The organism is Microbacterium yannicii, assembly GCF_024055635.1.
GTDB classification, from domain to species: domain Bacteria; phylum Actinomycetota; class Actinomycetes; order Actinomycetales; family Microbacteriaceae; genus Microbacterium; species Microbacterium yannicii.
The window spans coordinates 16,281-41,097 of record NZ_JAMXMB010000031.1 but is presented as its reverse complement, the minus strand read 5'-3'; the positions used below and the strand labels follow the sequence as shown (position 1 = coordinate 41,097).

Here is a 24,817-nt window from a genome sequence, read left to right as displayed (position 1 = left end):
TCCTTCAGTTCTTCGGCTCGATGCGCAGCACCTCGGGCGACTCGCCCACCGACAGGTCGTCGACGATCCGCAGCGTGCGCGCGAGGTCGTCGACGCTGCCGATGACGGTGCCGAAGCGCCCGCGGTCGGAGCACACCGCCGTCACGGTCACGAAGTGCGTGCCCGTGTCCCACGTGTACGTCGCGAACGGCGGGGTGCGGGGGTCGGGCGGCAGTGAGAGCTCGAGCTTCTCACCCACGCCGAGATACGGGTTGCGGAACGACTCGGTGTCGTCGTACTCCATGGGCATCATCGCGCGCGCGGCCCGCAGATCGTTCGTCGCCTGCTGCACCTGCGCCATCACGACGACGAGCTCTGCGTCGGCCTTCCACACCCACACCAGCACGCGGCCGGCCGCCTTGCGCATCAGGAACGGGGCGGCTTGGCTCATCGCCCAGGCCGCGACGCCGCCGCCCGGGCGTCGACCGGCGGTCGCCGAGTCCGTCGACGCGCCCGACTCTGCGCCGACGGGACCGCGCATGGCGGCGCCGGCCTGGCCCAGCAGCATCCGTATCGCCGCCTTGCGGTGGCGACGGCCGCGGAAGCCGAGCGATTCGGTCACGGGAACCCAGAGGTTGGGATCGGCATCGGCCTGCAAGCGGGGCATGCGACCAGGGTACGTGCCGTGCCCGGCGCGTTTCTGGAGAGCCCCCGGGAAGCCTCGGGTACAGTGGATCCGCGGCGATCCGCCCCCCGCCGCCCGCCCGCCGCACAGACAGGCCCAACCCCGTGACCGATCCTGCGACGCCTGAAGACTCCGCCGCCGCGCCCCCTCGTCCGCTGAAGATCGTCATCGGCGCCGACACGTTCCTTCCGCACGTGAACGGTGCCGCGCGCTTCGCCGAGCGGCTCGCCGCCGGCCTCGTGGCCCGTGGCCACGAGGTGCACGTGATGGCCCCGAGCAAGAGGCACCGCGACCACGGCACGTTCACCGAGGTCATCGAGGGGCAGCCGATGACCATGCACCGTCTGCCGTCGTGGCGCTGGTACCCGCATGACTGGCTCACCTTCGTGATGCCGTTCCGCTCGAAGTACTACGCGCGTCGCGTGCTCGACAAGGTGAAGCCCGACGTGGTCCACAGCCAGTCGCACATCGTGATCGGCCGCGGTCTGACGCGCGAGGCGCGCAAGCGCGGCATCCCTGTCATCGCGACCAATCACGTGATGGCCGAGAACGTGCTCGACTTCACCATCCTCCCCGCCTCGTGGACCCGGTACGCCGTCAAGCTCGCATGGGAGGACGCCGAGCGCACGTTCAAGATGACCCGCGCCGTCACCACCCCGACTCGCAAGGCCGCCGAGTTCCTCGAGCGCACGATCGACATCCAGGGCGTCATCCCGGTCAGCTGCGGCATCGACGCGTCCAATTACACCGCCGACCTCTCGCCCCGCGACGCGCACCGCCTCGTGTTCGTGGGACGCCTCACGACCGAGAAGCAGATCGACGTCGTGCTGCGGGCGCTCGCGCAGCTCGACCCGGCGCTCGACGTGCGCTTCGACATCGTCGGCAGCGGCGACCAGCGACGCAACCTCGAGCAGCTCAGCTCCGAGCTCGGCCTCGCGGACCGCGTGCACTTCCACGGCCACACCACCGACGACGAGCTGCGGTCCTTCCTGACGAACGCCAGTCTCTTCGTGATCGCCTCGATCGCCGAGCTGCAGTCGATCGCGACGATGGAGGCCATGGCCTCGGGCCTGCCGATCGTCGCCGCCGACGCGGTCGCACTCCCGCACCTGGTGCACGACGGCGAGAACGGCTATCTGTTCCGCCCCGGCGACGTCGACGACCTGACCGCGAAGCTGACGACCGTGCTGACCCAGACACCCGAGGAGCGTGAACGCATGCAGCGCGCCTCCCTCGAGGGGGTCAAGGTGCACGACATGCGCCGCACCCTCGACACGTTCGAGGCGCTGTACCGCGACGAACCGCTGCCCGAGTAGGCATCGTGCACGTCGTGATGTTCGGCGACCAGCACGCCGAGACCCTCGGCGGAGCACAGGTGTCGATGCGGCTGCAGCGGCGCTTCCTCGAGAAGGCCGGGCACACCGTCACGATCGTGGCACCGGCGATGCACGGCGCGCGGGCTCGGGAGGCGGCCGGGACCGATCCGTCCTACCTGGACCTCCCCTCGATCCCGATCACCGTCGATCGCGAGTACGCGATGACCTGGCCGGGCCGGCGCACTGATCGGTGGCTGGATGCCGCACTCCGGCGTCTCATCGCCGACACCGGGCGTCCACGGGTGGACGTGGTGCACGTCCAGGCCGACTTCTGGGGCGCGTACATCGGCCATCGCTTCGCCCGCCGGCACGGGCTGCCCGTCGTGCACACCATGCACAACCGCGTGGACGTCGGGATCGAGGCGACGGCGCCCTTCCCGGGCTTGGTGCTGCGCGTGCTGAATGCGTGGCAGCGTCGGGCCCTGGGCGTCTTCATGGAGGCGAAGCCGGTCGGCCGCGACGGCTGGGCGTACCTGCGCCGCTTCGCGCGGCGGTCGGATGCGGTCACGGCGCCGTCGTCGCACTTCGCCCACCGGCTCGAGGAGCACGGCGCGGTGCCAGGCGGCCGCCGCGCGGTGGCACCGCACCTCGACGCCCCGCGGAGCGTGCCCGCGGTCGACGTGATCTGGAACGGCATCGACGACGACCTGCTCGACGAGGTGCTCGCCGCCTCACCCGATGCGAAGGCGCCGGCCCGTGATGCGGCAGGCGGAGGCGCGGCATCCGTGACCGGCGCGCCGGACGAATCGGCCCGTCTCTCCGCACGCACTCCCGGGCCGCCGCGGTTCGTGTGGCTCGGGCGCATGAGCCCCGAGAAGCGCCTGCTGCCGTTCCTCGAAGCGCTCGCCGCGTCGGGCGTCGAGGCCGACGTCGAGATCATCGGCGGCGGCGGTCAGCTGCGTGCGGCCCGCCGACTCGTCGAGAAGCTGCGGCCTCGCGCCACCGTCACGTTCGCCGGACGGATGCCGTACGCCCGCACGCTGCGTCGAATCGCGGCCGCCGACGCCGTCGTGCAGACGTCGGTCGGCTTCGAGACCCAGGGCATGACGATCTTCGAGGCGGCGTCGCTCGGGACCCCCGCGGTCGTGAGCGATCCCGATCTCGCCGCCGAGCTGGGCACGGGCTTCTGGGCGGTCGGCGAGGGTCGCGTGACGACCGATCACGACGCCGGCCGGTCGGTCGCCGCGCTGGCGGACGCGCTGCGGGCCGCGGCATCCGATATCGCCGCCGGAACACCGCGCGTCCCCGACCCGACGATCCGTGAGCGGTTCCGGCAGTCGTCCCGCACCGCCGCGATGATCGCCGTCTACGAGCGCGTCATTATCTGACCCCCTCGGAATCGGGAAAGGGCAGAGCTCCGCGCGCTTCGTGAGTACGGAGATCTGCCGTTTCGCGGTTCCTGGGGGGCGCAGCCGGGTGTGAGTCAGGGGCGGCGCGTGCGATCGGTGGGGATCCGGCGGTAGCCGTCGGAGTGGAGGGCGGCGATCGTCGATCCGAGGGCCACCGCGGACAGTGCTGCGAGAAGAATCACGATGAACATGGCAGAAACGCTACGCTTGCGGAAGAACTGCCACGAGTGGCAGGATGGTCACGAACCGCAGGAAAACTGCCACGCTTCGACAGGCTCAGCAAACGCTGGCCGGAGGGGACTCCCATGAGAACCGTCGCCTGCATCGTCACGGACGGCTTCGCGCCGTTCGAGTTCGGAGTGGCATGCGAGGCGTTCGGCCTCGACCGCTCCGACGACGGCATCCCGAGCTTCGACTTCCGCGTCGTGACGCCCGACCCCGGCGTCGTCGAGTCGAAGATGGGCTTCTCCATCAACGTCCACGAAGACCTGTCCTACGCGTACGAGGCCGACCTGGTCGTGGTCTCTCCCGTGCCGCATCAGTACTGGGACCGCGTCGACGAGCGCGTGCTCGACGTCATCCGGGCGGCGGTCGCCCGCGGCGCGTGGGTTCTCAGCGTCTGCAGTGGCTCGTTCGTGCTCGCCGCGTCGGGCGTGCTCGACGGCCGCCGCGCCACGACCCACTGGATGTACGCCCAGAAGATGAAGGACATGTACCCGCAGATCGACGTCGACCCGGACGTGCTGTACGTACAGGACGGCCGCATCATCACGAGCGCAGGCACCGCCGCCGGTCTCGACGCATGCCTGCACCTGCTGCGCCAGGAGCTGGGCGCCGAGCTGACCAACATCATCGCCCGCCGCATGGTCGTGCCGCCGCAGCGCGACGGCGGTCAGGCGCAGTTCATCGCCAACCCGCTGCCGGCCACGACGTCGCTCTCGCTCTCGCCGGTCACCGACTGGATGCTCGACAACCTGCGGCTCGATCTCACCGTCGACCAGCTCGCCGCCAAGGCCCACATGTCGCCGCGCACGTTCGCCCGTCGCTTCAAGGCCGATCACGGCGCGACGCCGGCCGCGTGGCTCGCCCGCCAGCGCATCATCCACGCCCAGCGCCTGCTCGAGAAGACCGATCTGGGGCTCGACCGTATCGCGTACGAGAGCGGATTCGGCTCGGCTGCCGTGCTGCGCCAGAACTTCGCGCGCGTGCTCGGCACGACGCCCACCGCATATCGCTCGCGGTTCGCCTGCAACGACGACGAGATGGCGGATGCCTCGGCCTCCGTCCACGCGTCGGCCGAGGCGTCCCGCGGCGAAGCGGTGCTCGAGTCCGTGGCCTGAAGCCGCGTGGCGCGTGCGCGACGGGCCGCGCGACAACGCGCACGCGGCCGCGCGTCGGGCCACGTGACAACGCGTACGAGGCCGCGCGTCGGGCCACGCGTCGGGCCGCGTGCCAACGCGCACGAGGCCGCGCGAGTCGATCGCGCGGCCTCGTGCGAGGAGTGGAGCGGGACTCAGCCCCGCCGCGCCTTGAGCTCGCGGCCGTGGACCGTCAGCGCGTAGATCACGAGCACATCGAGCGCCAGGACGGCGATCGACAGCCACGGCTGCGCGGCGATGAGGGTCAGCTGACCGATCGCGTTGAGAGCCACGAGGATGATGGCGACGACCCGCGCCCAGGTCGCTCCGCCCAGGAGGGCGAGACCCACGAGGATGAGGAGGAGGCCCGAGATGAGGTGCCACCAGCCCCACGCCTGGATGTCGATCGAGAACAGGCCGGACTCGCCCACGAAGTAGGCCGTGTCGGGTCCGATGAGGGCCTGCAGGCCATGGAAGACGTCGATGACGCCGGCGATGAGCAGGACGACGGCGGCGAAGACGCCCCATCCCACCCATCCGGTCACGGTGGTGTCGTTGTCGGTCATGTCAGTGTCCTTTCGAGGGCGAGGGTGGCCGCTGATGCGCGCGACGTCGTCGCCCGCGTCCGCGGCATGCTCTGAACATGGCGCAGCGGGAGGGTGCGGGCATCACGCAGGACGCATGAAATCGCGCCGGTGCGCCCGGAAGGGCGAAGGCAGCCACCCGGGCGGCGGCCGCCTTCGTTAGCGTGAGACCGTGGCCTTCCATCCGCGTACGTGGTTCTCACGCAAGACCCTGCGCAAGGACGCCGTCGCGGGCGTGATCCTCGGGATCGAGGCGGTGCCCGACGGTCTGGCGGCGGGACTCCTCGCCGGCGTGAATCCGCTCGCCGGGCTCTACGGCTATCTCTTCGGAATGGTCGGGGCCGCGGCCCTCACGAGCAGCGCCTTCATGGCCGTGCAGGCCACCAGCGCGATGGCTCTCGTCGTCTCCGACGCTCAGCTGGGCACGCTGCCGAACCCCGATCGAGGGCTGTTCACGCTCGCGATCCTCACCGGCATCATCATGGTCGTCGCGGGACTGCTGCGCGGCGGTCGCCTGATCAGCTTCGTGCCGACGGCCGTCATGACCGGGTTCGTCACGGCGATCGGCGTGAACATCGTGCTCGGGCAGCTGTCGAACTTCACCGGCTATCAGGCGCAGGGTCCCAACCGGCTGCTGAAGACGATCGACGTGTTCCTGCACATCGGGCAGTGGAGCATCCCGTCGCTCGTCGTGGGGGCGATCTCGGTGCTCGTGATCGTCGTGCTCCTCCCGACCCGGGTCGGCAGCATGGGCCTGGTCATCGCGGTGATCCTCGGCTCGCTCGTGGCCGTGGTGCTCAACACGTGGGTCGGCAGCCCGGTGGTGCTGCTTCGCGACATCGTCGAGGTCCCGCGCGGGCTGCCGGCTCCGGTGCTCCCGAGCATCGCGGATGCCCCCGCGTTGCTGATCCCGGCCCTGTCGCTGACCTTCATCGGCCTCGTCCAGGGCGCCGCGGTATCGGCGGGCATTCCGACCGCCGACGGAAAGCGTGCCGACGCCAACCGCGACTTCCTCGGGCAGGGGCTCGGCAACGTGGTGTCGGGCCTGTTCCAGGGGATGCCGGTCGGCGGCTCGATGTCGGGATCGTCGCTGATCGTCCAGGCCGGCGCGAAGACCCGTCTGTCGCTGTTCATCGCGGGCGCGGTCATGGCCGTCGTGGTGTTCCTCGCCGCGGACCTGGTGTCGTTCGTCGCGATGCCGGCGCTCGCGGGCCTGCTGATGGTGGTGGGATGGCGCGCCGTCAAACCCAGTCGCATCTACTCGGTGGTGAAGTCCGGCGCCCTGCCGACGGCCATCATGGGCGTCACCTTCGGGCTGACCCTGATCATCCCGCTGCAGTTCGCCGTGCTGGTCGGGGTGGGGCTCGGCGTCATCCTGTACGTCGCGGAGCAGTCGAACAGCGTGAGGGTGCGCGCGGTGCACCTGGCCGACGACGGGCGCATGCGCGAGAGCGATCCGCCGGCGGTCGTCCCCCCGCGGGAGGTGCTGGTGCTCCAGCCCTACGGGAGCCTCTTCTTCGCGAGTGCGCCGGTCTTCGAGCGTCAACTCCCCGATGTCAGCCGCGAGTCGAGCGGGGCGGTGGTCATCGTGCGACTGCGGGGTACGGACGAGATCGGCCTGTCGCACGTCGAGGTGCTGCGGCGCTTCGCGCACGAGCTGCGTGACGCCGACTCGAGCCTCAAAGTCGTGGCAAGTGAGGAGCGGGTGGTCTCTCATCTGGCGGCCGGCGGGCTCACCGCCGACATCGGCGAGGGCAACGTCTATCGCGGCTCCGAGTGGGTCGGCGAAGGGCTGCGCCGGGCCTACGCCGATGCGCTCACCGAGATCGGGGACTGAGATCGGGGACGGCGGCGACGTTGATCCGCGTCCCGCGGGCTGGTAAACTTGAGCCAACGCGACTCAAGTTTCGCACACCACAGATTTCAGGAGACAGATGAACGCCACACAACAGCCCGGACAGGAGGACGCGCAGAGCGCCCTCGAGCAGTTCGGGATCAACCTCACCGACCGCGCCCGCCAGGGCAAGCTCGACCCCGTCATCGGGCGCGACAGCGAGATCCGCCGCGTCAGCCAGGTGCTGACCCGGCGCACCAAGAACAACCCCGTGCTCATCGGCGAGCCCGGCGTCGGCAAGACCGCCGTGGTCGAGGGACTCGCCCAGCGCATCGTCGCGGGCGACGTCGCCGAGTCGCTCAAGAACAAGGAGCTCGTCACCCTCGACATCTCGGCGCTCGTCGCCGGCGCCATGTACCGCGGGCAGTTCGAGGAGCGCCTGAAGAGCGTCCTCAAGGAGATCACCGAGTCCGACGGCCGCGTCATCACGTTCATCGACGAGCTGCACGTACTCATGGGCGCGGGCGGCGGCGAAGGCTCGGTCGCGGCATCCAACATGCTCAAGCCCATGCTCGCGCGAGGCGAGCTGCGCATGATCGGCGCGACCACGCTCAACGAGTACCGCGAGTTCATCGAGAAGGATGCCGCGCTCGAGCGCCGCTTCCAGCAGGTCTACGTCGGCGAGCCCTCGGTCGAGGACACCGTCGCGATCCTGCGCGGACTCAAGGAGCGGTACGAGGCCCACCACAAGGTGGCGATCGCGGATGCCGCGCTCGTGGCCGCGGCATCCCTCAGCCATCGCTACATCCCGTCACGGCAGTTGCCCGACAAGGCCATCGACCTCATCGACGAGGCCGCGTCGCGGCTCCGCATGGAGATCGACTCGGCACCGCTCGAGATCGACGAGCTGCGCCGCCACGTCGACCGTCTGAAGCTCGAGGAGCTCGCGCTCAAGAAGGAGAAGGACGACGCGTCGAAGGAGCGCCTGGCGGCGCTGCGCGAAACGCTGCGGGTCGAGCAGGAGAAGCTCGGCGAGCTGCAGGACCGGTGGGAGCGCGAGCGCGCGTCGCTGAACCGGGTGGGCGACCTCAAGACCCGCCTGGACGCGGCGAGGGTCGAAGCCGAGCGCGCGCAGCGCGAGGGCAACCTCGAGAAGGCGTCGCGGCTGCTCTACGCCGAGATCCCGGCGCTCGAGCGCCAGCTGATCGAGGCCGAGCGCGAAGAGCCTGCGGGCGACCGCATGGTCAACGACCAGGTCACCGAGGAGGACATCGCCGCCGTCATCGCGGCGTGGACCGGCATCCCGGTCGGGCGCCTGCTCCAGGGCGAGACCGAGAAGCTGCTGCACCTCGAGGCCGAGCTCGGCAAGCGCCTCATCGGGCAGAAGCAGGCCGTGAAGGCGGTGTCGGATGCCGTGCGCCGCTCGCGTGCGGGCATCAGCGACCCGGGCCGGCCGACGGGCTCGTTCCTGTTCCTCGGCCCGACCGGCGTGGGCAAGACCGAGCTCGCCAAGGCGCTCGCCGAGTTCCTCTTCGACGACGAGCACGCGATGGTCCGCATCGACATGTCGGAGTACGGCGAGAAGCACACCGTGTCGCGCCTCGTCGGCGCCCCTCCGGGGTACATCGGCTACGAGCAGGGCGGTCAGCTCACCGAAGCCGTGCGGCGACGCCCGTACTCGGTGGTGCTGCTGGACGAGGTCGAGAAGGCGCACCCCGAGGTCTTCGACGTGCTGCTGCAGGTGATGGACGACGGCCGCCTCACCGACGGACAGGGGCGCACGGTCGACTTCACGAACGTGATCCTCGTGCTCACGTCGAACCTCGGCTCGCCGATCCTCATCGACCCGACGCTGTCGGCCGAGCAGAAGCGCGATGCGGTCATGGGCATCGTGCGGCAGGCCTTCAAGCCCGAGTTCCTCAACCGTCTCGATGACATCGTCATGTTCTCGGCCCTCAGCGAGGACGACCTGGCGCAGATCGTCGAGCTCGCGGTGTTCGCGCTGCAGCGGCGTCTCAAGGACCGCCGCCTGACGCTCGCGGTCACCCCCGACGCGCGCGCCTGGCTCGCCGAGCGCGGCTACGACCCGGTGTTCGGGGCGCGGCCGCTGCGCCGGCTCATCCAGTCCGAGATCCAGGACCGTCTCGCGATGGCCCTGCTGTCGGGTGGGGTGCGGGACGGGGACGTCGTGCGCGTGGACGTCGCGGCCGACGGCACGTCCCTCGTGCTCACCAGCGATGGACCCGCCGCCACCGAGCCCGCCGTGGACGACGAGGACGTCATCGAGGCCGAGCTGCTCGACGACTGAGCCCGGCGACGACGCTGCTCGACGACTGAGCCCGGCGACGGAACCCATGGACGAATGACGGATGCCTCGCCCCGCGGCTGCGGGACGAGGCATCCGTCATGATCGGTGTGGGTGCTCAGTCGTTCACGAGCACCGAGTCGGCGGCGGGACGGCGCTCACGCGGCGCGGTCTCGCGGGCCTGCAGCTCGGCGGACACCGTGCGGATGTCGCCGAGGCTGCCCACGGCCATCACCGTGACGGGGAGGAAGTCGTCGCTCAGGCCGAACGCCGCGGCGATGGCATCGCGGTCGAAGCCGCCCATCTGGTGCGTCGAGAGGCCGTCGGCGTGCGCCTGCACGGTGAAGTGGGCGGCCACCTGCCCGGTGTCGTACTGTGCCCAGGTCATCGGCTGGCCGTCGCGCGTCGTCTCGGCGACGAACACGACGAGCGCCGCCGCGTCGCCGGCCCACACGCTGTTGAAACCGGCCAGCGCCGACATGACCTGCGCGTGAGATGCCGAGCCGCGGCGTGCGACGATGACGCGCCACGCCTGCGTGTTGGCGGCGGTCGGCGACCACCGCGCCGCCTCGAGCGCGCTCGCCAGGGCGGTCTCGTCGATGACGGACTCGGGGTCGAAGATGCGGGTGCTCCAGCGCTCCGCGAGGATGTCGATGATCGGGGCGTCGGTGTCGGCGGTGCGATCGGTGAGAGTAGCCATGGCGTCTCCTTGTGAGTGGATGTGATCAGCAGGACGCCATCGGCCCGAGTGCATGCAACCGCATATACCCGTTGACCATTCCCTCACCGCTGTTGCGCCGCCGGGCGACCGGTGCCGTGAGAGCATCGAGCGTGCGCACCGTCCGTGCCCTGTGGGGCTCCTCGCATCCGGGGCCGACGCTCGTCGTGACGGCGCTCGCGCTCGCGCTGGGCATCGCGACCGGGCTGGAGGCCTGGCGCATCGTGCTCCTCACGGTCTCGGTGTTCGCCGGCCAGCTCTCGGTGGGCATCTCGAACGACGCGTTCGACGCGCCCCGCGACCGCGCCGTCGGTCGCACCGACAAGCCCCTCGCCCGCGGCGACGTCTCCCTCGGCGTCGCCTGGATCGCGGCATCCGTACTGCTGGCGATCGCGCTCGCACTCTCGGTGCCGCTGGGATGGCGGATGCTCGCGGCACATGCCCTCGCGCTCGGCTCGGCGTGGTCCTACAACGCGGGGCTCAAATCGACGCCGTGGTCGATCGTGCCGTTCCTCGTCAGCTTCGGGATATTCCCGTCCCTGGCGACCCTCTCGGCTCCCGAACCGGCGTTCGCGGCAGGCTGGGCCTGGATCGCGGGCGCGGCGCTCGGCGCGGCCGTGCACCTCACCAACGTGCTGCCCGACCTGGACGACGACGCCCGCACCGGGGTGCGAGGGCTGCCGCACCGGCTCGGCCCGCGGATCTCCGCCATCACCGCCGCGCTGGCCGTAGTGGGTGGTGCGATCGCCGTGCTGCTCGGCGCGGCGGGCGGCGATCTCGCCACGGTCTCGGTCGTGTCGTGGGTCTTCTTCGCGGCGGTCTTGGTCGTCGCAGCGGTCACGGCGTGGCGGGCGATCGTGAGACCGCCGAGCCGCGCGCTGTTCCGGCTGGTCATGCTCGCGGCGCTACTGCTGGCGACGCAACTGGTCGCCTCCGGCAGCGCCCTCGTCGGCTGATCCCGGTTCCCTTCCTGCGTTTGGGGCGCAAGCCGTTCGTTTGGGGCGCGTGCGATGCGCCCCGAACGCACGCCGTGCGCCCCAAACCCGGGAAAGACAGAGGGGAGGGACGGATGCTGCCGCCGCGGGCCGCGGGCCGCGGGCCGCGGGCCGCACGCCGGTCAGGCGTCGGCGTCCGCGCGCCGGTCAGGCGTCGGCGTCCGCGCGCCGGTCAGGCGTCGGCGTCCGCGCGCCGGTCAGGCGTCGGCGTCGAAGCCCATCGCGTAGGCACGCGCGAACAGTCGTCCGGACGCCCCGGCCAGCATCGCGCGCACCGCGGTCCGTCGCAGCACGTCGGTATGCGGCAGCGGCCGGCCCAGCGCCGTGTTCACCGACGCCATCGCCGCCGCTCGCCGGGCCGACCGGACGCGGCGCTCCTCCCACCGTCGCAGCTCCGCGTCGGGCGCTGTGCCGGTGCGCGTCCACGAGGCGAGCAACGGGGCCAGGGCCACAGCGTCCAGCAGGCCGAGGTTCATGCCCTGACCGCCGATGGGGCTGACCTCGTGCGCGGTGTCGCCGATCGCGAAGACCCGCCCGTTGCGGAGGCGCGGGGCGACGACCCGGCGCACTCCGAACGACGTCGCCGTCTCCACCGCGCTCGCGGCGGTCTCCTCGCCGCGCCGCGCGAGCGCCGAGCGCAGTCGCTCCGCCCGGGCCTCGGGTGCGTCGTCGGCGCCTGGCGCGTCCCACGCGACGAATCGGCGCCGGCCGCCGGGCAGCGGGAAGGACTCGAGCACCCCGTCCGGGTCGAGGTTCACCACGGCGACCTCGTCGTCGGGCCGGCCGGTGGCGGCGGCATCCGTCATCAGATAGCGGTCGCGGTACTCGTGCAGGCCGACGCGCCCCGGCCGGTAGACGAGGTCGCGAGCGCCCGCGCCGCCGGCGACGACCACGATGCGGCTCTCGGACTCGATGATGCGTCCGAGGTGCGCCGCGCGCACCACCACGCCCTGTGTGCGCGGGATCACCGCCATGACATGGGCGCCGCGCAGCGGCTCCGGAGCGCCCGCGCCGAGCACGGACTCCGTCGAGGTCTGCGGGAGGGTCGCGACGAATGGGAACCGCGCCGCGATCTCGTCGAAGTGCACCGTGCCGAGCAGGCGTCCGCGGCTGCGCGCCTCACCGCGCCCGACCCGGACGGCCCCGGCGAGCAGGCGCTCGGTGAGGCCGGACGGTTCCAGCGCGGCCAGGACGGGGGAGTGGATGCCGATGGCCCGGGTGCCGTCGCCGACCGTGGGCCGCCGCTCCAGCACGTTCGCCTCGACGCCGCGTCGTGCGAGTTCGCTCGCCAGCAGCATGCCCACGGGACCGGCGCCGACGATCGTGACGTCAGCCACGGCCACGACCCACCGCGAGAACACGGAACGGCACCGGGATCTGCACGGTCCACGTTCCGGGCATCGCGTCGTCGAGCTTTGCCGCCAGTTCGGTGGCCGTGTAGCTGCGACGGATGGAGCGCAGCCCGTCGGTCCGCAGGAACGTGCCCGGGGCGAGCGGCGTGATGCCGATCGCGTAGAGGGCGTAGGCGAGCCGCGAGCGCGCGATGTCGCTGTGCAGGACCAGCCCGTGTGACAGGGCGAGCGACTCCGCGGCGAACTCCGGCAGGTCCGCGCCCAGATGGTGCAGCACGTGATTCGACAGGACGGCGTCGAAGGTGAGGCCCTCGCCGACCAGCGTCGCCGCGTCGGCGCGGCGGAACGTCACGCCGTCCACCGGTCCGCGCTCCACGGCGACCTCGTACGAACGCGGGTCGGGATCGATCCCGGTCCATTCCACCTCGAGCCCGTCCCGCCGTGCCTCGGCAGCCAGCCGCAGCACGACATCGCCGCCACCGCAGCCCACATCGAGCACGCGGGCCGGACGCCCCAGCGCCCGGAGGTGCGGAGCGAGAGTGTGCCGGTACACGGCGCCCCAGCCCGAGACGAGGCGGTTGACGGTGCCGAACCGCCGCAACGTCGCGCGCAGGCGGTCGGGGTCGCACGACGGGTCGTCCATGAGCTCGGCGAGACCCTCGTCGCGCACGGCGAGGCTCATGCGTCGGCCGCCGTCCCGGCCCAGGCGTCCCTGTTCGACGCCGGTGCCGCAGCGCTCACGCGGATGCCGCCACCGCGAGGGCGATCTCGTCGTCGACGGGTGCGGCCGCGCGCCGTCTCGTCATGAGCGCCGACTCGACGGTGAGCCCCGGCCCGAACGCCAGTCCGGCGACGCGCGCGCCGTCGCCCACCTCGTCGTCCCGCAGCAGTGCGGCGAGGATGAACAGGATCGTCGCGCTCGACATGTTGCCGAAGTCGCGCAGCACGTCGCGCGAGGCGGCGAGGGCGTCCGGGGTGAGGCCCAGGCCGGCCTCCACGCGATCGAGCACGCTGCGCCCGCCCGGATGCACCGCCCACACCTCCGGCTGGCCGTCGTCGCCGAGGAACCGCGCGACCGCGCCCTGGATCTCGCGGCCGATGATCCGCGGCACCTCGGCCGACAGCACCATCTCGAAGCCGTTGTCGCCGATGGTCCACACCATGTCGGTCTCGCCCTCGTCGGTGAGCGCGCTGCCGAAGCGTTCGAGTTCGAGCCCTCCGGGGCGGCCGATGGCCGGGTTCGCCGTCACGATCGCGGCGGCGGCGCCGTCGGCGAAGACGGATGCCGCGACGATCTGCTGCGGGTCGGCCGAGGCGCGCACGTGCAGCGAGCAGAGCTCCGTGCACACGACCAGCACCACGGCGTCCGGCCGCGTCGCGGCGAGCGCCGTCGCCACGCGCAGCGCCGGAAGCGCCGCCGCGCACCCGATGAAACCCAGGTGGCAGCGCTCGACGGTCGGGCTCAGGCCGAGATCACGGACGAGGCGATAGTCGGGTCCCGGGGCGAAGAGGCCGGTGCACGACACGGTGACGACGTGGGTGATCGCCGACGGCTCGATGCGCGCGTCTCGCAGGGCGCCACGGGCCGCCTCCGCCGAGAGGGGCGGTGCGGTGGCGATGTACAGGTCGTTGCGCGCGCCCGTCGTGGGGGAGAGGAGGCGCCCCTCCGCGTCGACGAAGGCCGGAACGCCCTCTGCGCGGGGACCGGGAGGCGTCGCCAGATCCGTGAGGACGGTGTGGCGCTGCGCGATGGCGGAGGCGTCGAACACCGCCTGGATGCGGCGCCGCGTCAGGCGATCGACGCCGTCCTGCGCGGCGAACAGCGCGCGCACCTCGTCCTGGTGGAGGCGGGTCGCAGGGACCGCCGTGCCGATCGAGACGATGCGCGCCGTCATGGAGCAACCTAAGCATGCTCCGACACCCGTGAGCACCGTCTTGCCGGAATCCGGGCCGTGAGGTACCGGAGAACCCCGGCTGCGGGGCGCCGAGAGGAGCGGATGCCCCGGCCCGACCCTGCACGGCGGGCCGAGGCATCCGAACTTCGTGGGGCTCAGCACCTGCGCGTCAGCGCGGTGGCTCGGCGTCGGCCTCCTCCTCCAGCCCGATCCCGGCCGTCGCGCCCCTACCGTGCTCCTCGTGGGCCTCGGGCAGCTCGCGCATGCCCCAGAACGGCCCGGTGACGACGAAGAGACAGGCCAGCAGCTCGCCGCTCGCCGCGATCCAGAGCGTGGGGACCGTGCCGATCCACGTGCCGAGCGCACCGGCCAGCAGCGCGCCGATCGGCATGACCCCCCACACCACGAACCGGATGGAGGCGTTCATGCGGCCGAGGAGGCGCGGCGGGGTGATGCGCTGGCGGAAGGTCACCTGCGTGACGTTGTAGAGCAGGATCGTGAAGCTCATGATGAAGCCCTGGATCACCAGCAGCGGGAAGGCGAACGCCGGCACGAGCGAGATCGCGGGGAGGAACAACGGTGCGACGCTGAACGCGATCGCGCTGATGGGGATCGCCCGCGCTTCGCCGAGCCACGTGATGATCCGCGGTGTGGCGATCGCGCCGACGAGCCCCCCGACCGCCGACAGCGAGAACACGATGCCGAACATCTCGGGGCTGAGGCCCAGCTCGCGCAGCACGAAGATCGGCACGAGGGTCTGGGCGATGGTCCCGAAGAAGTTGGCCATGCCCGTCGTGCCGACGATGCGGCGCAGCAGCGGATTGCCGAACACCCAGCTCAGCCCCTCGCCGATCTCGCGGACGAGCGGCCGGTGATCCTCGCGTGCACGGAGCTTCTCGGTGTCTCGTGTGAAGAGCAGGGCGATGAACGAGGCGACGTAGGTGCCGACCGTGGCGAAGATCGCGAACGGCGCCGACAGTACGCCGATGAGCCAGCCGCCGATACCGGGGCCGGCAAGGTTGGCCAGTTCGTAGGTCGACTGCAGCTTGCCGTTCGCCTCGGCGATCTGGTCGGTGCGCACGAGCGACGGGATGATGCTCTGATACGACACGTCGAAGAACACGGTCGCCACGCCCATGATGAGCGCGACCACGATCATGTGCCAGATCTCGAGCACACCGAGCAGGGCGAGCACGGGCAGTGTGCCGAGCGCGACGGCTCTGACACCGTCGGCGACGATCATGACGTGCCGCTTGCGCATGCGGTCGATCCAGGCGCCGGCCGGAAGCCCCACCACGAGGAACGCGGCGACCTGCGCCGCGTTGAGCACGCCGACCTCCCATTCGGTCGCGTTCAGCATCAGCACGGCCAGCACGGGGATGGCCAGCTCCGTGATCTGAGCGCCGAATTGACTGAGCGCCTGTCCGCTCCACAGCGTCAGGAAGTTCGCGTCGCGCCAGAGCGACCGCTTGCGCGGGCCGGCAGTCGGCGCGGTGGCGGCGGCATCCTGACCCGTCGCGACGGCAGCTTGATCCGCGGCGACCTCGTCGGCGACCGGCACCTCGGGACGCGGAGACGCCGCCTCGGCACGCGCTTCTGCGAGCGCGTCGGCGGCGAGCTGTGCCGACTCGGCGGCGACCGGAGGTTCTTCTGATTGGGACATCTCAATCAGTGTGCGCCACTGATTGAGATGTGTCAATCAGTCTTGTAAGGTGGCGTCGTGGCGGACGATCAGAAGGACCGGATCGAGCTGCGTCCCGGCGATCCCGAGGCCGAGGCGCGCATGCGCGCGATGAGCTCGCCGCTCCGGCTGCGCGTGCTCCGGCTCTGCGCGTTCGAGTCCCGCACCAACAAGGAGCTCGCCGAGCTGCTCGGGGTGAACCCCGGCACGATGCTGCACCATGTGCGCACCCTCGTGCAGACCGGCTACCTCGCAGCCGAACCCGAGCGCACCGGCGCGCAGGGAGCGCGCGAGGTGCCCTACCGGGCGACCGGGCTGTCGTGGCGGACGTCGATGCCCGGCGGCTCGCCCGTGCTGATCGAGACGTTCCTGCAGCAGATCCAGGGCGTCGATCCCGACGATCTCGACTCCACCTGGCTCGGGCTGAAGCTCACACCCGAGCACCGCGAGGAGTTCCAGAACCGCCTGTACGCGCTGGTCAACGAGTTCAAGGAGCGCGGTCCCGACCCCGACGGCGACACGTACTCGTTCTTCAGCACGCTCCACCCCGACGAGAACCCGCCCGCCGCGCCCTGACCCCCTCACCACCCTCGCATCGCCCCCCGCCCCCCCCGTTTCCGGCAGAAACACACCCCGTTGACTTGCCCCAGATGTACGCGACACGCCGTGCGCCGCGTACATCTGAGGCAAGTCATCGATCTTGGCGGCGGCGGAAGAGCGCGGGAACTTCTCCGGACGACGGATGCCGGGGGACGCGGCATCCGCATAGCCTGAGCGGATGACCACCGCGACGGCTGACCTGTACGACGAACGCGGGGACGAGCTCGACTCGCTCGCCCTGCAGCTGCACGATCTCGGCGGCCGTGAGGCGTTCGATGGACCGATCCGCACCGTGCGGTGCCACCGCGACAACGCGCTCGTGAAGGAGCTGCTCGCCACCGCGGGCGGTGGGGCCGTGCTCGTGATCGACGGTGGCGGATCACTCGAGTCGGCGCTGGTCGGCGACCTGATCGCGGCGTCGGCGGTCGAGAACGGCTGGGCCGGGCTTATCGTCTTCGGCGCGATCCGCGACCGCGTGGCCATCGGCCGGCTGCCGCTCGGCGTCAAGGCGCTGGGGTCCAACCCCCGAAAGAGCGCGAAGGCGGGGATCGGCGAGGTCGACGTGCCCGTGACCATCGCGGGCGTCGCGTTCGTCCCCGGCCGGCACGTGTGGGCGGATGCCGACGGGATCCTCGTCGAGCGCTGACCCTCCCGCACGACCGGCGCCGATGCGCGAGGCCGCGCCGACGGCGGAGGACCGGCCGCGGCCGCCGCCCCGCGTCAGGGCAGCTTCTGCCAGTGCTCCGGTCCGAGCGAGCCCGCCGGGTACTCGTCGAGCGGCACGTCCCCTGCCCGCCACGCGGCGAGCACCGGGTCGACGATGCGCCACGACTGCTCGGCCGCGTCGCCGCGCACCGCGAGCGTCGCGTCGGCATCCAGGATGCCCGACAGCACCTCGCCATAGGCCTTGAGCGCGCCTTCGCCGAGGTCGGCTTCCAGGAGCGCGCGCTCCAGCTCGAACGGATCGTCGCCGCCGTTGACGTTGAGCTCCAGGTCCATGCGGTCCGGGCCGAGCGAGAAGCGCAGTACCGCGCCCGGGGCGGCGCCGGTCAGCCCGTCGGGCACGTGGTTGACCGGGCGGAAGGTGACCACGACTTCGCCGTCCTTGCCGGCCAGCGCTTTGCCCGAGCGCAGGGTGAACGGCACGCCGCGCCAGCGGTCGTTGCGCACCTCGCAGGTCACCTCCGCGAGCGTCTCGGTGTCGCGCGAGGCATCGACGCCGGGCTCGTCGACGTACGAGGGCAGCTGCCGCTCGCCGACCTTCCCGGCGGTGTAGCGCGCACGGCGCGACGCCGTGACCGGATCGTCCTGCCACACGTGCGTCGCCCGCAGCACCGCCGCCGTCGCATCGCGGAAGTCGCGCTCGTGGAGGGTCGATGGCGGTTCCATGGCCAGCACCGCCATCACCTGCAGCAGGTGGCTCTGGATCATGTCGATCAGCGCGCCGGCCCTGTCGTAGTAGCCCGCGCGGCCTTCGAGGCCCAGCGTCTCGTCGAATCGGACGACCACCGACTCGATGTGCTCGGCCGACCAGACCGGGGCGAAAACGCGGTTGGCGAATCGCACGCCGAGCATGTTGAGGGTCGTAGACCGTCCGAGGAAATGGTCGATGCGGAACACCTGCTCCTCGGGGACGAGCCGCGCCAGCGTCGCGTTGAGGCGGCGTGCCGAGGCCTCGTCGATGCCGAAGGGCTTCTCGAGCGCCAGCACGGTGCCCTCGGGGAGGGTCACGTCAGCCAGTGCCTCGCAGGCCGCCGCGGCGACGGCGGGCGGCACCGCGAAGTACAAGGCGACGTTGTCTCCGGCGCCGGCGATCAGCCGCGCGAGGTCGTCGGCGTCGGTGATGTCGGCGCGCTGATAGGTGGTCTCGGCGATGGCGGCGAACGCCTTCTCGAAGCCCGCCGACGCGAACGCCTCGCGCACCGTGTCGCGCCATCGCGCGTCGTCCCATTCGTCCATTCCGGCACCGCGCAGGCGCACCCGCCGATGCGGCTCCATCGTGAGCAGCTGCCCCAGTGCGGGCAGCAGCAGCCGCGAGGTCAGGTCGCCGGAAGCGCCGAGGATGACAAGCGTGGTCTCGTTGGCCATGGCCTCAACCTATTCACCCGGCTCCCGATGCGGCAGGGGCTTGCGCGCCGCCCGCTGCGTGCCGTCCGGCGACCCCCTCGACAGGCACCGCCCGCAAGAGGATCGTGGGCGTGGGGATACACACTGGGAGGCTGTCATGTTCACACCCGATCGGCCGTTCTCGAGCTTCGCCGTACCCGACATCGGCGAAGCCGCGACGTTCTACCGCGACACGCTGGGGCTCGACGTGACCGTGTACGAGGAGATGGGCGGCGGCTTCACGATCGCCCTCTCCGGCGGCGGTCACGTCTTCGTCTATCCGAAGGAGGATCATGAACCGGCTGTGTTCACCATCCTCAACTTCAGCGTGGACGACGTCGACGCCGCCGTGGACGATCTCAACGCCCGCGGCGTCGTCACGAAGATCTACACCGATCCCGACTACGGCACCGACGAGAAGGGCATCTCGCGCGGCTTCGAAGGCGGGCCCGACATCGCCTGGTTCCGCGATCCCGCGGGCAACGTCATCTCGGTCGGCGAGATGGCCCCGCAGATGATGGGCCGCTGACTCGCTCGTAGCTCGCACGCGGGTGCAAAGGGCGTGGAGAACGGATGCCGCGACCCCGCGCAAAGCGCAGGGCCGCGGCATCCGTCATTCGGGTGGTCAGCGCGCGAGCGCCTCCGAGAGCTTCACGCGGCCGCCCATGCGCAGCAGCGAGTTCTCGTAGATGCGCGAGGCGACGAGGATCGCGGCGATGCACGTCGCGATGAGGATCGCGATCGACAGCAGCGGCTCCCACCAGAGGGCCTGACCGAGGAAGATGCGCATCGGCATGCCCACCGGTGCCGAGAACGGCACGTACGACATGATCCCGAGCACCAGCGGGTTGTCGTTGAAGAAGATGACCAGGAAGTACGGAGCCATGATCAGCATCGTGAGCGGTGTCGTGGTCGAGCCCACGTCCTCCATCCGCGAGACCATCGATGCCGCCGCCGCGAACAGCGACGCGAGCAGGATGAATCCGAACAGGAAGAAGATCGCGAACCACGCGATGGGGCCGCCGAGGCCCTGAAGCAGCGCCGTCTGATCCGTCACGGTGAGTCCGATGATCGCGATGGCGGCGAGGATGAGGATCTGGCCCATCGCGAGGATCGTGTTGCCGATGACCTTGCCCGCCAGGAGCGAGCGGACAGGGATCGCTGAGATCAGCAGCTCCACGACCCGCGTCTGCTTCTCCTCGACGACGCTCTGTGCGATGGTGCCGCCGAACATCGACGCGGCGAACAGGAACACGATGCCGAAGCCGAGAGCGGCGATGTAGCCGAGCGCGGCGTTGACGTCGTCCGGCGAGAGCAGCTCCACCGGGGGGAGCTGCGACAGCTGCAGCAGCAGCTGCGTCGGCGGGGATGAGTCCGCGACGACCGCGAAGCCGAGCGGCGACGACGAGTCGGCCACCACGGCCGCATCGACCGTGCCGTCCTCGACGAGCGCCTCGGCTGCGCCCCTGTCGGCGACCTCGGTGACGTCGAGCCCCTCGGCGTCCGCGACGTACTGCTGTGCGTCGGCGGTGACCGCGACGGGCGTGCCGGTCGCGTTCGACGCCTGGAGGCCGCCCCAGATCACGAGCGCCAGAGCGCCGAGGAAGAGGATCGCGGTCGAGATGACGAAAGCCTTGCTGCGCAGCTTCGAGCCGATCTCGCGCTCGGCGACGAGCCAGACGGCCTGCCCGCTGCCCAGAGCGCTGGAGCCGCGTGCGCCGCCGCTGCGGCGGGTGTCGGTGGTGCTCACTGGATGACCTCCCGGAAGATCTGGGCGAGGGACGGATGCTGGGGCGCGAAGCTGGCGACATCCCCTTGTGCGACGGCTCGGCGCAGCACCCGCTGTGCGGTCTCGTCGCTGTCGACGTCGAACACCGCGTACCCGCCGTCGAAGTCGAGCACCTCGACGCCGGGCTCGGTGCGCAGCCACCCGGCGTCGCCGGCGGAGACGAGCTCGAAGCGGCGCGTCGAGTGCTGTGCGCGCAGCGTGTCGCGGGCGCCTGCGGCGCGGATGGTGCCGCCGGCGATGATCACGAGGTCGTCGCACAGGCGCTCGACGACGTCGAGCTGGTGCGAGGAGAACAGCACCGCGGCGCCGGCCGCCGCGCGCTCCTGCAGCACGCCGGCCACGACGTCGACAGCGAGGGGGTCCAGGCCCGAGAACGGCTCGTCGAGGATCAGCACCTGCGGGTCGTGCACGAGCGCCGCAGCGATCTGCGCGCGCTGCTGGTTGCCCAGTGAGAGCGTCTCGACGTTGTCGTTCAGGCGCTCGCCGAGTCCGAGCTGCTCGAGGAGCGCGGTCGCGCGGGCCGCGGCATCCGTCTTCGAGAACCCGTGCAGCCGCGCGAGATAGACGATGTGCTCGAGCACCTTCATCTTCGGATACAGGCCGCGCTCCTCGGGCATGTAGCCGAAGCGGCGACGATCGGATGCCGTCACCTCGGTGCCGTCGAGCGTCACCGTGCCCGCGTCGCCGGCGAGCACTCCCAGCACGATCCGCATGGTCGTGGTCTTGCCGGCCCCGTTGCCGCCGACGAATCCGGTGAGCCGGCCCGGCCGCACGTCGAACGACACGTCGTCGAGCACGCGGCGCCCCCCGTAGCTCTTGCCGATACCGCGTAGCTGCAGCATCCTGTCTCCTCTCGTTTCTCCCCACCGCCGACGCTACGGATCCCCCCGCCCGCCGTCCTCCCCCTGGAGGGGGAGTGCCGCGTTCCTCCCCGCGACGGACCGTCAGCGCAGACGCGCCGGATGACGGCGTCTTGCATGCGACGGAATGCATCCCAGGTTCATGTGATTGCATGGAGGTGGAACGTCCACGGTGGTCCCCACCGGGGACGCCTCTGTTTTTCAAGGAGTACAACATGTCCGATCGGACCATCGGCTACATCGTCGGCAGCATCTCGTCGACCTCGATCAACCGCCGCCTCGCGAAGGCGCTCGAGCGCCTCGCCCCCGAGGGCACGACCCTCGTGGAGATCCCGATCAAGGACCTGCCCTTCTACTCGCCCGACTTCGACGCCGACTACCCGCAGGTCGCACGCGACTTCAAGCAGGCCATCGAGGACGTCGACGGTGTCATCATCGTGACCCCCGAGTACAGCCGCTCCATCCCCGGCGTGCTGAAGAACGCCCTCGACTGGGCGTCGCGCCCGTACGGCCAGGGCTCGTTCAACGGCAAGCCCACCGCCGTCATCGGCACCTCGGGCGGCGGCATCGCCACCGCGGCCGCGCAGCAGCACCTCAAGGCGATCCTCAGCCACTACAACGCTCCGACACTCGGCCAGCCCGAGGGCTACGTGCAGACCACGCCCGGCCTCTTCGCCGACAACGGCGAGGTCACCAACGACCAGACCGCCGAGTTCCTCGTCGGCTACCTCCAGGCATTCGGCGCCCTCGTCGACCGCTACGCGAAGGTCCCGGTCGCCGCCTGATCTCCCCCCCGCGTCGGCGGCGCGTGTGCGCCCGCCGACATCGTTCCAGCCGATCGGATGCCCCGGCCCGTCGCCCCTCGAGGACGCGGGGCCGGGGCATCCGTGGTTCTCACTTGGCCCGAAGCGGTCAGGAGGTCAGAGCCGGGTTCGGTGCCTGCGCGTTTCTGGCGACTCGCCAAAGACGTGCCGAAACGGACGCTGTGTTTGGCGACTCGCCAGAAATGCACCGAACGGGGCGAGTCGGGGTCGGGAGGATTCTGGCGACTCGCCAAAGACGTGCCGAAACGGACGGTGTGTTTGGCGACTCGCCAGAAATGCACCGAACGGGGCGAGTCGGGGTCGGGAGGATTCTGGCGACTCGCCAAAGACGTGCCGAAACGGACGGTGCGTTTGGCGATTCGCCAGAAACGCACCGAACGGGGCCGAGTCGTGGTCGGGAGGATCTTGGCGACTCGCCACTCTGTGCATGCGTCGGCGGTGTGTTCTGGCGACTCGCCCCAGGGTGCCGACCGGGTCGCAGGCAGACGCGAGGCGAGGTCAGGTCAGGCCGTGGCGGTGGGCGTAGACGACGGCGGCGACGCGGTCGCGGGCGCCGAGCTTCTGCAGCACGTTCGACACGTGGGTCTTGACCGTGGCCTCGCCGATGAACAGCTGCTGCGCGATCTCGGCGTTGCTCAACGCCTGCGCCACGAGTCGCAGCACCTCGCGCTCGCGCTCGGTGAGCTCGACGGTCGGCACGCCGTTGTCGCGCGAGAGTGCAACGGGCGGCCCAGGCGTACGGGCGTTTCCTGCCTCTCGTCCACCCGCAGTTCTCTCGCGATCAGCGGGCGCCGCGGCGAAGCGGGCGATCACGCGGCGGGTGACCTCCGGAGCGAGCAGCGCGTCGCCGGCGGCGGCGACCCGCACGGCGTTGATGAGCTCTTCGGGGCCGGCGTTCTTCAGCAGGAAGCCGCTGGCACCGGCCGCCAGCGCGTCGAACAGGTAGTCGTCCCGGTCGAACGTCGTCACCACGACGACGGCTGCGTCGACGGCGGTGTCGCCGGTGATGCGCCGCGTGGCCTCGAGCCCGTCCATGTCGGGCATCTGCACGTCCATGCAGATCACGGCGGGATGCAGAGCGGATGCCGCGGCCACCGCCTCCACCCCCGTCGAAGCCTCGCCGACGACGATGATGTCGCCGGCCGACTCGAGGATCATGCGGAAGCCCGCCCGCATGACGGCATGGTCGTCGACCAGGAGCACGCGGATGGCGTCGGTCATGCGGGCACCCCGGTCCGAGACGCGCCGTTGCCGACCGCGGACGCGATCGGCACCCGCAGTCTCACCAGGAACCCGCCTCGCGCACGGGGACCGGTCTCGAGCACCCCGCCCGACGCCGCGGCGCGCTCCCGCATGCCGACCAGGCCGAGCCCCGGCCGCATCGGCGCCGCGACGGCGCGTCCCGTGTTGACGACCTCCAGCTCGACCGCGTCGCCGTTGTAGCGCAGGCGGACGTCGGCCGCGGCATCCGGTCCGCCGTGCCGGCGGGCGTTCGTGAGCGCCTCCTGGGCGACGCGGTACATGTTCACCTGCACGAGATCGGGCAGCTCGACCCGCTCGCCGATGACCGTCAGCGTGGTGGGAAGGCCGTTGTCGTTGGCGTGCTCGACGAGCTCGGCGAGGGCCGAGAGCTGCACCGTCGAGGCGCCGTCTGCGTCGCGGGAGGTGGTGCGCAGCGTCTCGAGCAGCTGGCGCAGATCGGCGATGGCCGAGCGGGCGGACTCCTCGATGCCGAGCAGCGCCGTGCGCGCGGCATCCGGATCCCGCTCCAGCACCGCACGGGCGGCGCCGGCCTGCACCCCCATCGCCGAGACGTGGTGCGCGACGACATCGTGCAGCTCCCGGGCGATGCGGACCCGGTCGAGCGCCACCGCCTGCGCGGCGGTCATCTCGCGCTCCTGCTCGAGCTCGCGCGTGCGCTGCTCCAGGGCGGAGCGCGACATCGCCGCGGCGTAGGCGCGGTCGCCCATGTAGTAGGCGCCGCCGAAGAAGCCGGCGTTGACGAGCAGCTGGAGGAGGAGCATCGCGGCGAAGGGCGAGAACAGTCCGGCGCGGGAGAGGCCCTCGTCGGACGGATCGATCGCCGACTGGAACATCGTGACGATCAGCCACACGAACATGCCGACGATCACGCCGACGCGTACCCACATCGCGCGTCGGCGGTCGTCGACCCAGGCGCCGACGGTGTACATGGCGATGAACATCGCGATGTTCGAGACGTACAGGTCGGGGATGCGCAGGGTCACCCCGACGAAGAACACCACGGCGACTGCGACGACGACGATCTCGGGGAACCGCCGCCGCACCGCGAGCGGGGCCGTGAGCCCGAGGCTGTACAGCAGCGCCCACTGCATGCCGCCGTTCGCATCGTCGCCGTATATGCCGGCCACCGACCCGAGCGCGGTGCTCAGTACGGCCGAGACGAACAGCGCTGCGGCCAGCCACACGTCGTTGCGCAGCTCGCCGGCCGTGGGCCGCGAGCGCTGGAGCGGGTGCGGCGCAGGGAGGTCGGACATCCCTCCACGCT

General features: G+C 71.0%; 22 protein-coding genes. 10 read left to right on the top strand and 12 right to left on the bottom strand.

What is annotated here, in order from left to right; all coding sequences use genetic code 11:
• Window positions 1–4: 4 nt before the first annotated feature.
• The gene (locus tag NCG93_RS12080; protein ID WP_194412385.1) at window positions 5–646 is read right to left on the bottom strand and encodes a hypothetical protein; all 642 of its coding nucleotides are present in this window, start codon (window positions 644–646) and stop codon (window positions 5–7) included.
• Between the two features lie 122 nt (window positions 647–768).
• On the opposite strand from NCG93_RS12080, the gene NCG93_RS12075 reads away from it, so the two are divergent.
• The 3 genes from NCG93_RS12075 (at window position 769) to NCG93_RS12065 (ending at window position 4,729) form a co-directional block, all read left to right on the top strand.
• A complete protein-coding gene (locus NCG93_RS12075; protein WP_194412386.1) occupies window positions 769–1,980 on the top strand; it encodes a glycosyltransferase in 1,212 nt (403 codons plus the stop codon).
• A gap of 5 nt (window positions 1,981–1,985) precedes the next feature.
• On the top strand, window positions 1,986–3,368 hold the full coding sequence (locus NCG93_RS12070; protein ID WP_194412387.1) for a glycosyltransferase: 1,383 nt from the start codon (window positions 1,986–1,988) through the stop codon (window positions 3,366–3,368).
• A gap of 326 nt (window positions 3,369–3,694) precedes the next feature.
• The gene (locus NCG93_RS12065) at window positions 3,695–4,729 is read left to right on the top strand and encodes a GlxA family transcriptional regulator (RefSeq protein ID WP_194412388.1); all 1,035 of its coding nucleotides are present in this window, start codon (window positions 3,695–3,697) and stop codon (window positions 4,727–4,729) included.
• Between the two features lie 173 nt (window positions 4,730–4,902).
• Here NCG93_RS12065 and NCG93_RS12060 read toward each other — a convergent pair whose 3' ends face one another.
• Window positions 4,903–5,313 carry a DUF7144 family membrane protein gene (locus tag NCG93_RS12060; RefSeq protein ID WP_194412389.1) on the bottom strand — a complete coding sequence of 137 codons (411 nt, stop codon included), beginning with the start codon at window positions 5,311–5,313 and terminating at the stop codon, window positions 4,903–4,905.
• 190 nt (window positions 5,314–5,503) lie between these two features.
• On the opposite strand from NCG93_RS12060, the gene NCG93_RS12055 reads away from it, so the two are divergent.
• Together NCG93_RS12055 and NCG93_RS12050 are read left to right on the top strand one after the other, a co-directional pair.
• On the top strand, window positions 5,504–7,168 hold the full coding sequence (locus NCG93_RS12055) for a SulP family inorganic anion transporter (protein ID WP_194412390.1): 1,665 nt from the start codon (window positions 5,504–5,506) through the stop codon (window positions 7,166–7,168).
• A 97-nt stretch (window positions 7,169–7,265) separates the two neighbouring features.
• A complete protein-coding gene (locus NCG93_RS12050) occupies window positions 7,266–9,473 on the top strand; it encodes an ATP-dependent Clp protease ATP-binding subunit (protein ID WP_194412391.1) in 2,208 nt (735 codons plus the stop codon).
• Between the two features lie 115 nt (window positions 9,474–9,588).
• On the opposite strand, the gene NCG93_RS12045 is transcribed toward NCG93_RS12050, so the two are convergent.
• Complete coding sequence (locus tag NCG93_RS12045; protein ID WP_194412392.1) at window positions 9,589–10,170, bottom strand: nitroreductase family protein; 582 nt, start codon at window positions 10,168–10,170, stop codon at window positions 9,589–9,591.
• Window positions 10,171–10,301: 131 nt separating this feature from the next.
• On the opposite strand from NCG93_RS12045, the gene NCG93_RS12040 reads away from it, so the two are divergent.
• On the top strand, window positions 10,302–11,144 hold the full coding sequence (locus NCG93_RS12040) for a UbiA family prenyltransferase (RefSeq protein ID WP_194412393.1): 843 nt from the start codon (window positions 10,302–10,304) through the stop codon (window positions 11,142–11,144).
• 236 nt (window positions 11,145–11,380) lie between these two features.
• Here NCG93_RS12040 and NCG93_RS12035 read toward each other — a convergent pair whose 3' ends face one another.
• The 4 genes from NCG93_RS12035 to NCG93_RS12020 all read right to left on the bottom strand — a co-directional run bounded on the left by NCG93_RS12035 (window position 11,381) and on the right by NCG93_RS12020 (window position 16,093).
• Complete coding sequence (locus NCG93_RS12035) at window positions 11,381–12,520, bottom strand: FAD-dependent monooxygenase (RefSeq protein ID WP_194412394.1); 1,140 nt, start codon at window positions 12,518–12,520, stop codon at window positions 11,381–11,383.
• Window positions 12,513–13,217, bottom strand: coding sequence for a methyltransferase domain-containing protein (locus NCG93_RS12030; RefSeq protein ID WP_194412395.1), 705 nt, complete (start codon window positions 13,215–13,217; stop codon window positions 12,513–12,515). The genes NCG93_RS12035 and NCG93_RS12030 overlap by 8 nt, the downstream gene beginning before the upstream one ends.
• A gap of 55 nt (window positions 13,218–13,272) precedes the next feature.
• Window positions 13,273–14,430: a type III polyketide synthase gene (locus NCG93_RS12025; protein WP_194412396.1), complete on the bottom strand. Its 1,158-nt coding sequence runs from the start codon at window positions 14,428–14,430 to the stop codon at window positions 13,273–13,275.
• Window positions 14,431–14,599: 169 nt separating this feature from the next.
• Entirely contained in the window at window positions 14,600–16,093 is a 1,494-nt protein-coding gene (locus NCG93_RS12020; RefSeq protein WP_194412397.1) for an MFS transporter, read from the bottom strand.
• A gap of 57 nt (window positions 16,094–16,150) precedes the next feature.
• On the opposite strand from NCG93_RS12020, the gene NCG93_RS12015 reads away from it, so the two are divergent.
• Both NCG93_RS12015 and rraA read left to right on the top strand, forming a co-directional pair.
• Window positions 16,151–16,687, top strand: coding sequence for a helix-turn-helix domain-containing protein (locus NCG93_RS12015; protein ID WP_252787537.1), 537 nt, complete (start codon window positions 16,151–16,153; stop codon window positions 16,685–16,687).
• 202 nt (window positions 16,688–16,889) lie between these two features.
• Entirely contained in the window at window positions 16,890–17,357 is a 468-nt protein-coding gene (rraA, locus tag NCG93_RS12010) for a ribonuclease E activity regulator RraA (RefSeq protein ID WP_194412398.1), read from the top strand.
• Window positions 17,358–17,431: 74 nt separating this feature from the next.
• Here the strand turns inward: rraA and NCG93_RS12005 are convergent, their stop codons facing one another.
• Complete coding sequence (locus NCG93_RS12005; protein ID WP_194412399.1) at window positions 17,432–18,799, bottom strand: glucose-6-phosphate dehydrogenase; 1,368 nt, start codon at window positions 18,797–18,799, stop codon at window positions 17,432–17,434.
• Between the two features lie 136 nt (window positions 18,800–18,935).
• Between NCG93_RS12005 and NCG93_RS12000 the strand changes: the two genes are divergently transcribed.
• Complete coding sequence (locus NCG93_RS12000) at window positions 18,936–19,346, top strand: VOC family protein (protein WP_194412400.1); 411 nt, start codon at window positions 18,936–18,938, stop codon at window positions 19,344–19,346.
• A gap of 96 nt (window positions 19,347–19,442) precedes the next feature.
• Here NCG93_RS12000 and NCG93_RS11995 read toward each other — a convergent pair whose 3' ends face one another.
• Window positions 19,443–20,567, bottom strand: coding sequence for an ABC transporter permease (locus tag NCG93_RS11995; protein ID WP_372495986.1), 1,125 nt, complete (start codon window positions 20,565–20,567; stop codon window positions 19,443–19,445).
• Window positions 20,564–21,448: an ABC transporter ATP-binding protein gene (locus tag NCG93_RS11990; RefSeq protein WP_194412401.1), complete on the bottom strand. Its 885-nt coding sequence runs from the start codon at window positions 21,446–21,448 to the stop codon at window positions 20,564–20,566. Before NCG93_RS11990 ends, NCG93_RS11995 begins: the two co-directional genes overlap by 4 nt.
• A 233-nt stretch (window positions 21,449–21,681) precedes the next feature.
• On the opposite strand from NCG93_RS11990, the gene NCG93_RS11985 reads away from it, so the two are divergent.
• A complete protein-coding gene (locus NCG93_RS11985; protein WP_194412402.1) occupies window positions 21,682–22,251 on the top strand; it encodes an NADPH-dependent FMN reductase in 570 nt (189 codons plus the stop codon).
• A gap of 537 nt (window positions 22,252–22,788) precedes the next feature.
• Here the strand turns inward: NCG93_RS11985 and NCG93_RS11980 are convergent.
• Together NCG93_RS11980 and NCG93_RS11975 are read right to left on the bottom strand one after the other, a co-directional pair.
• Window positions 22,789–23,511: a response regulator gene (locus NCG93_RS11980; protein ID WP_194412403.1), complete on the bottom strand. Its 723-nt coding sequence runs from the start codon at window positions 23,509–23,511 to the stop codon at window positions 22,789–22,791.
• A complete protein-coding gene (locus NCG93_RS11975; RefSeq protein WP_194412404.1) occupies window positions 23,508–24,806 on the bottom strand; it encodes a sensor histidine kinase in 1,299 nt (432 codons plus the stop codon). The genes NCG93_RS11980 and NCG93_RS11975 overlap by 4 nt, the downstream gene beginning before the upstream one ends.
• Between the last annotated feature and the right edge of the window lie 11 nt (window positions 24,807–24,817).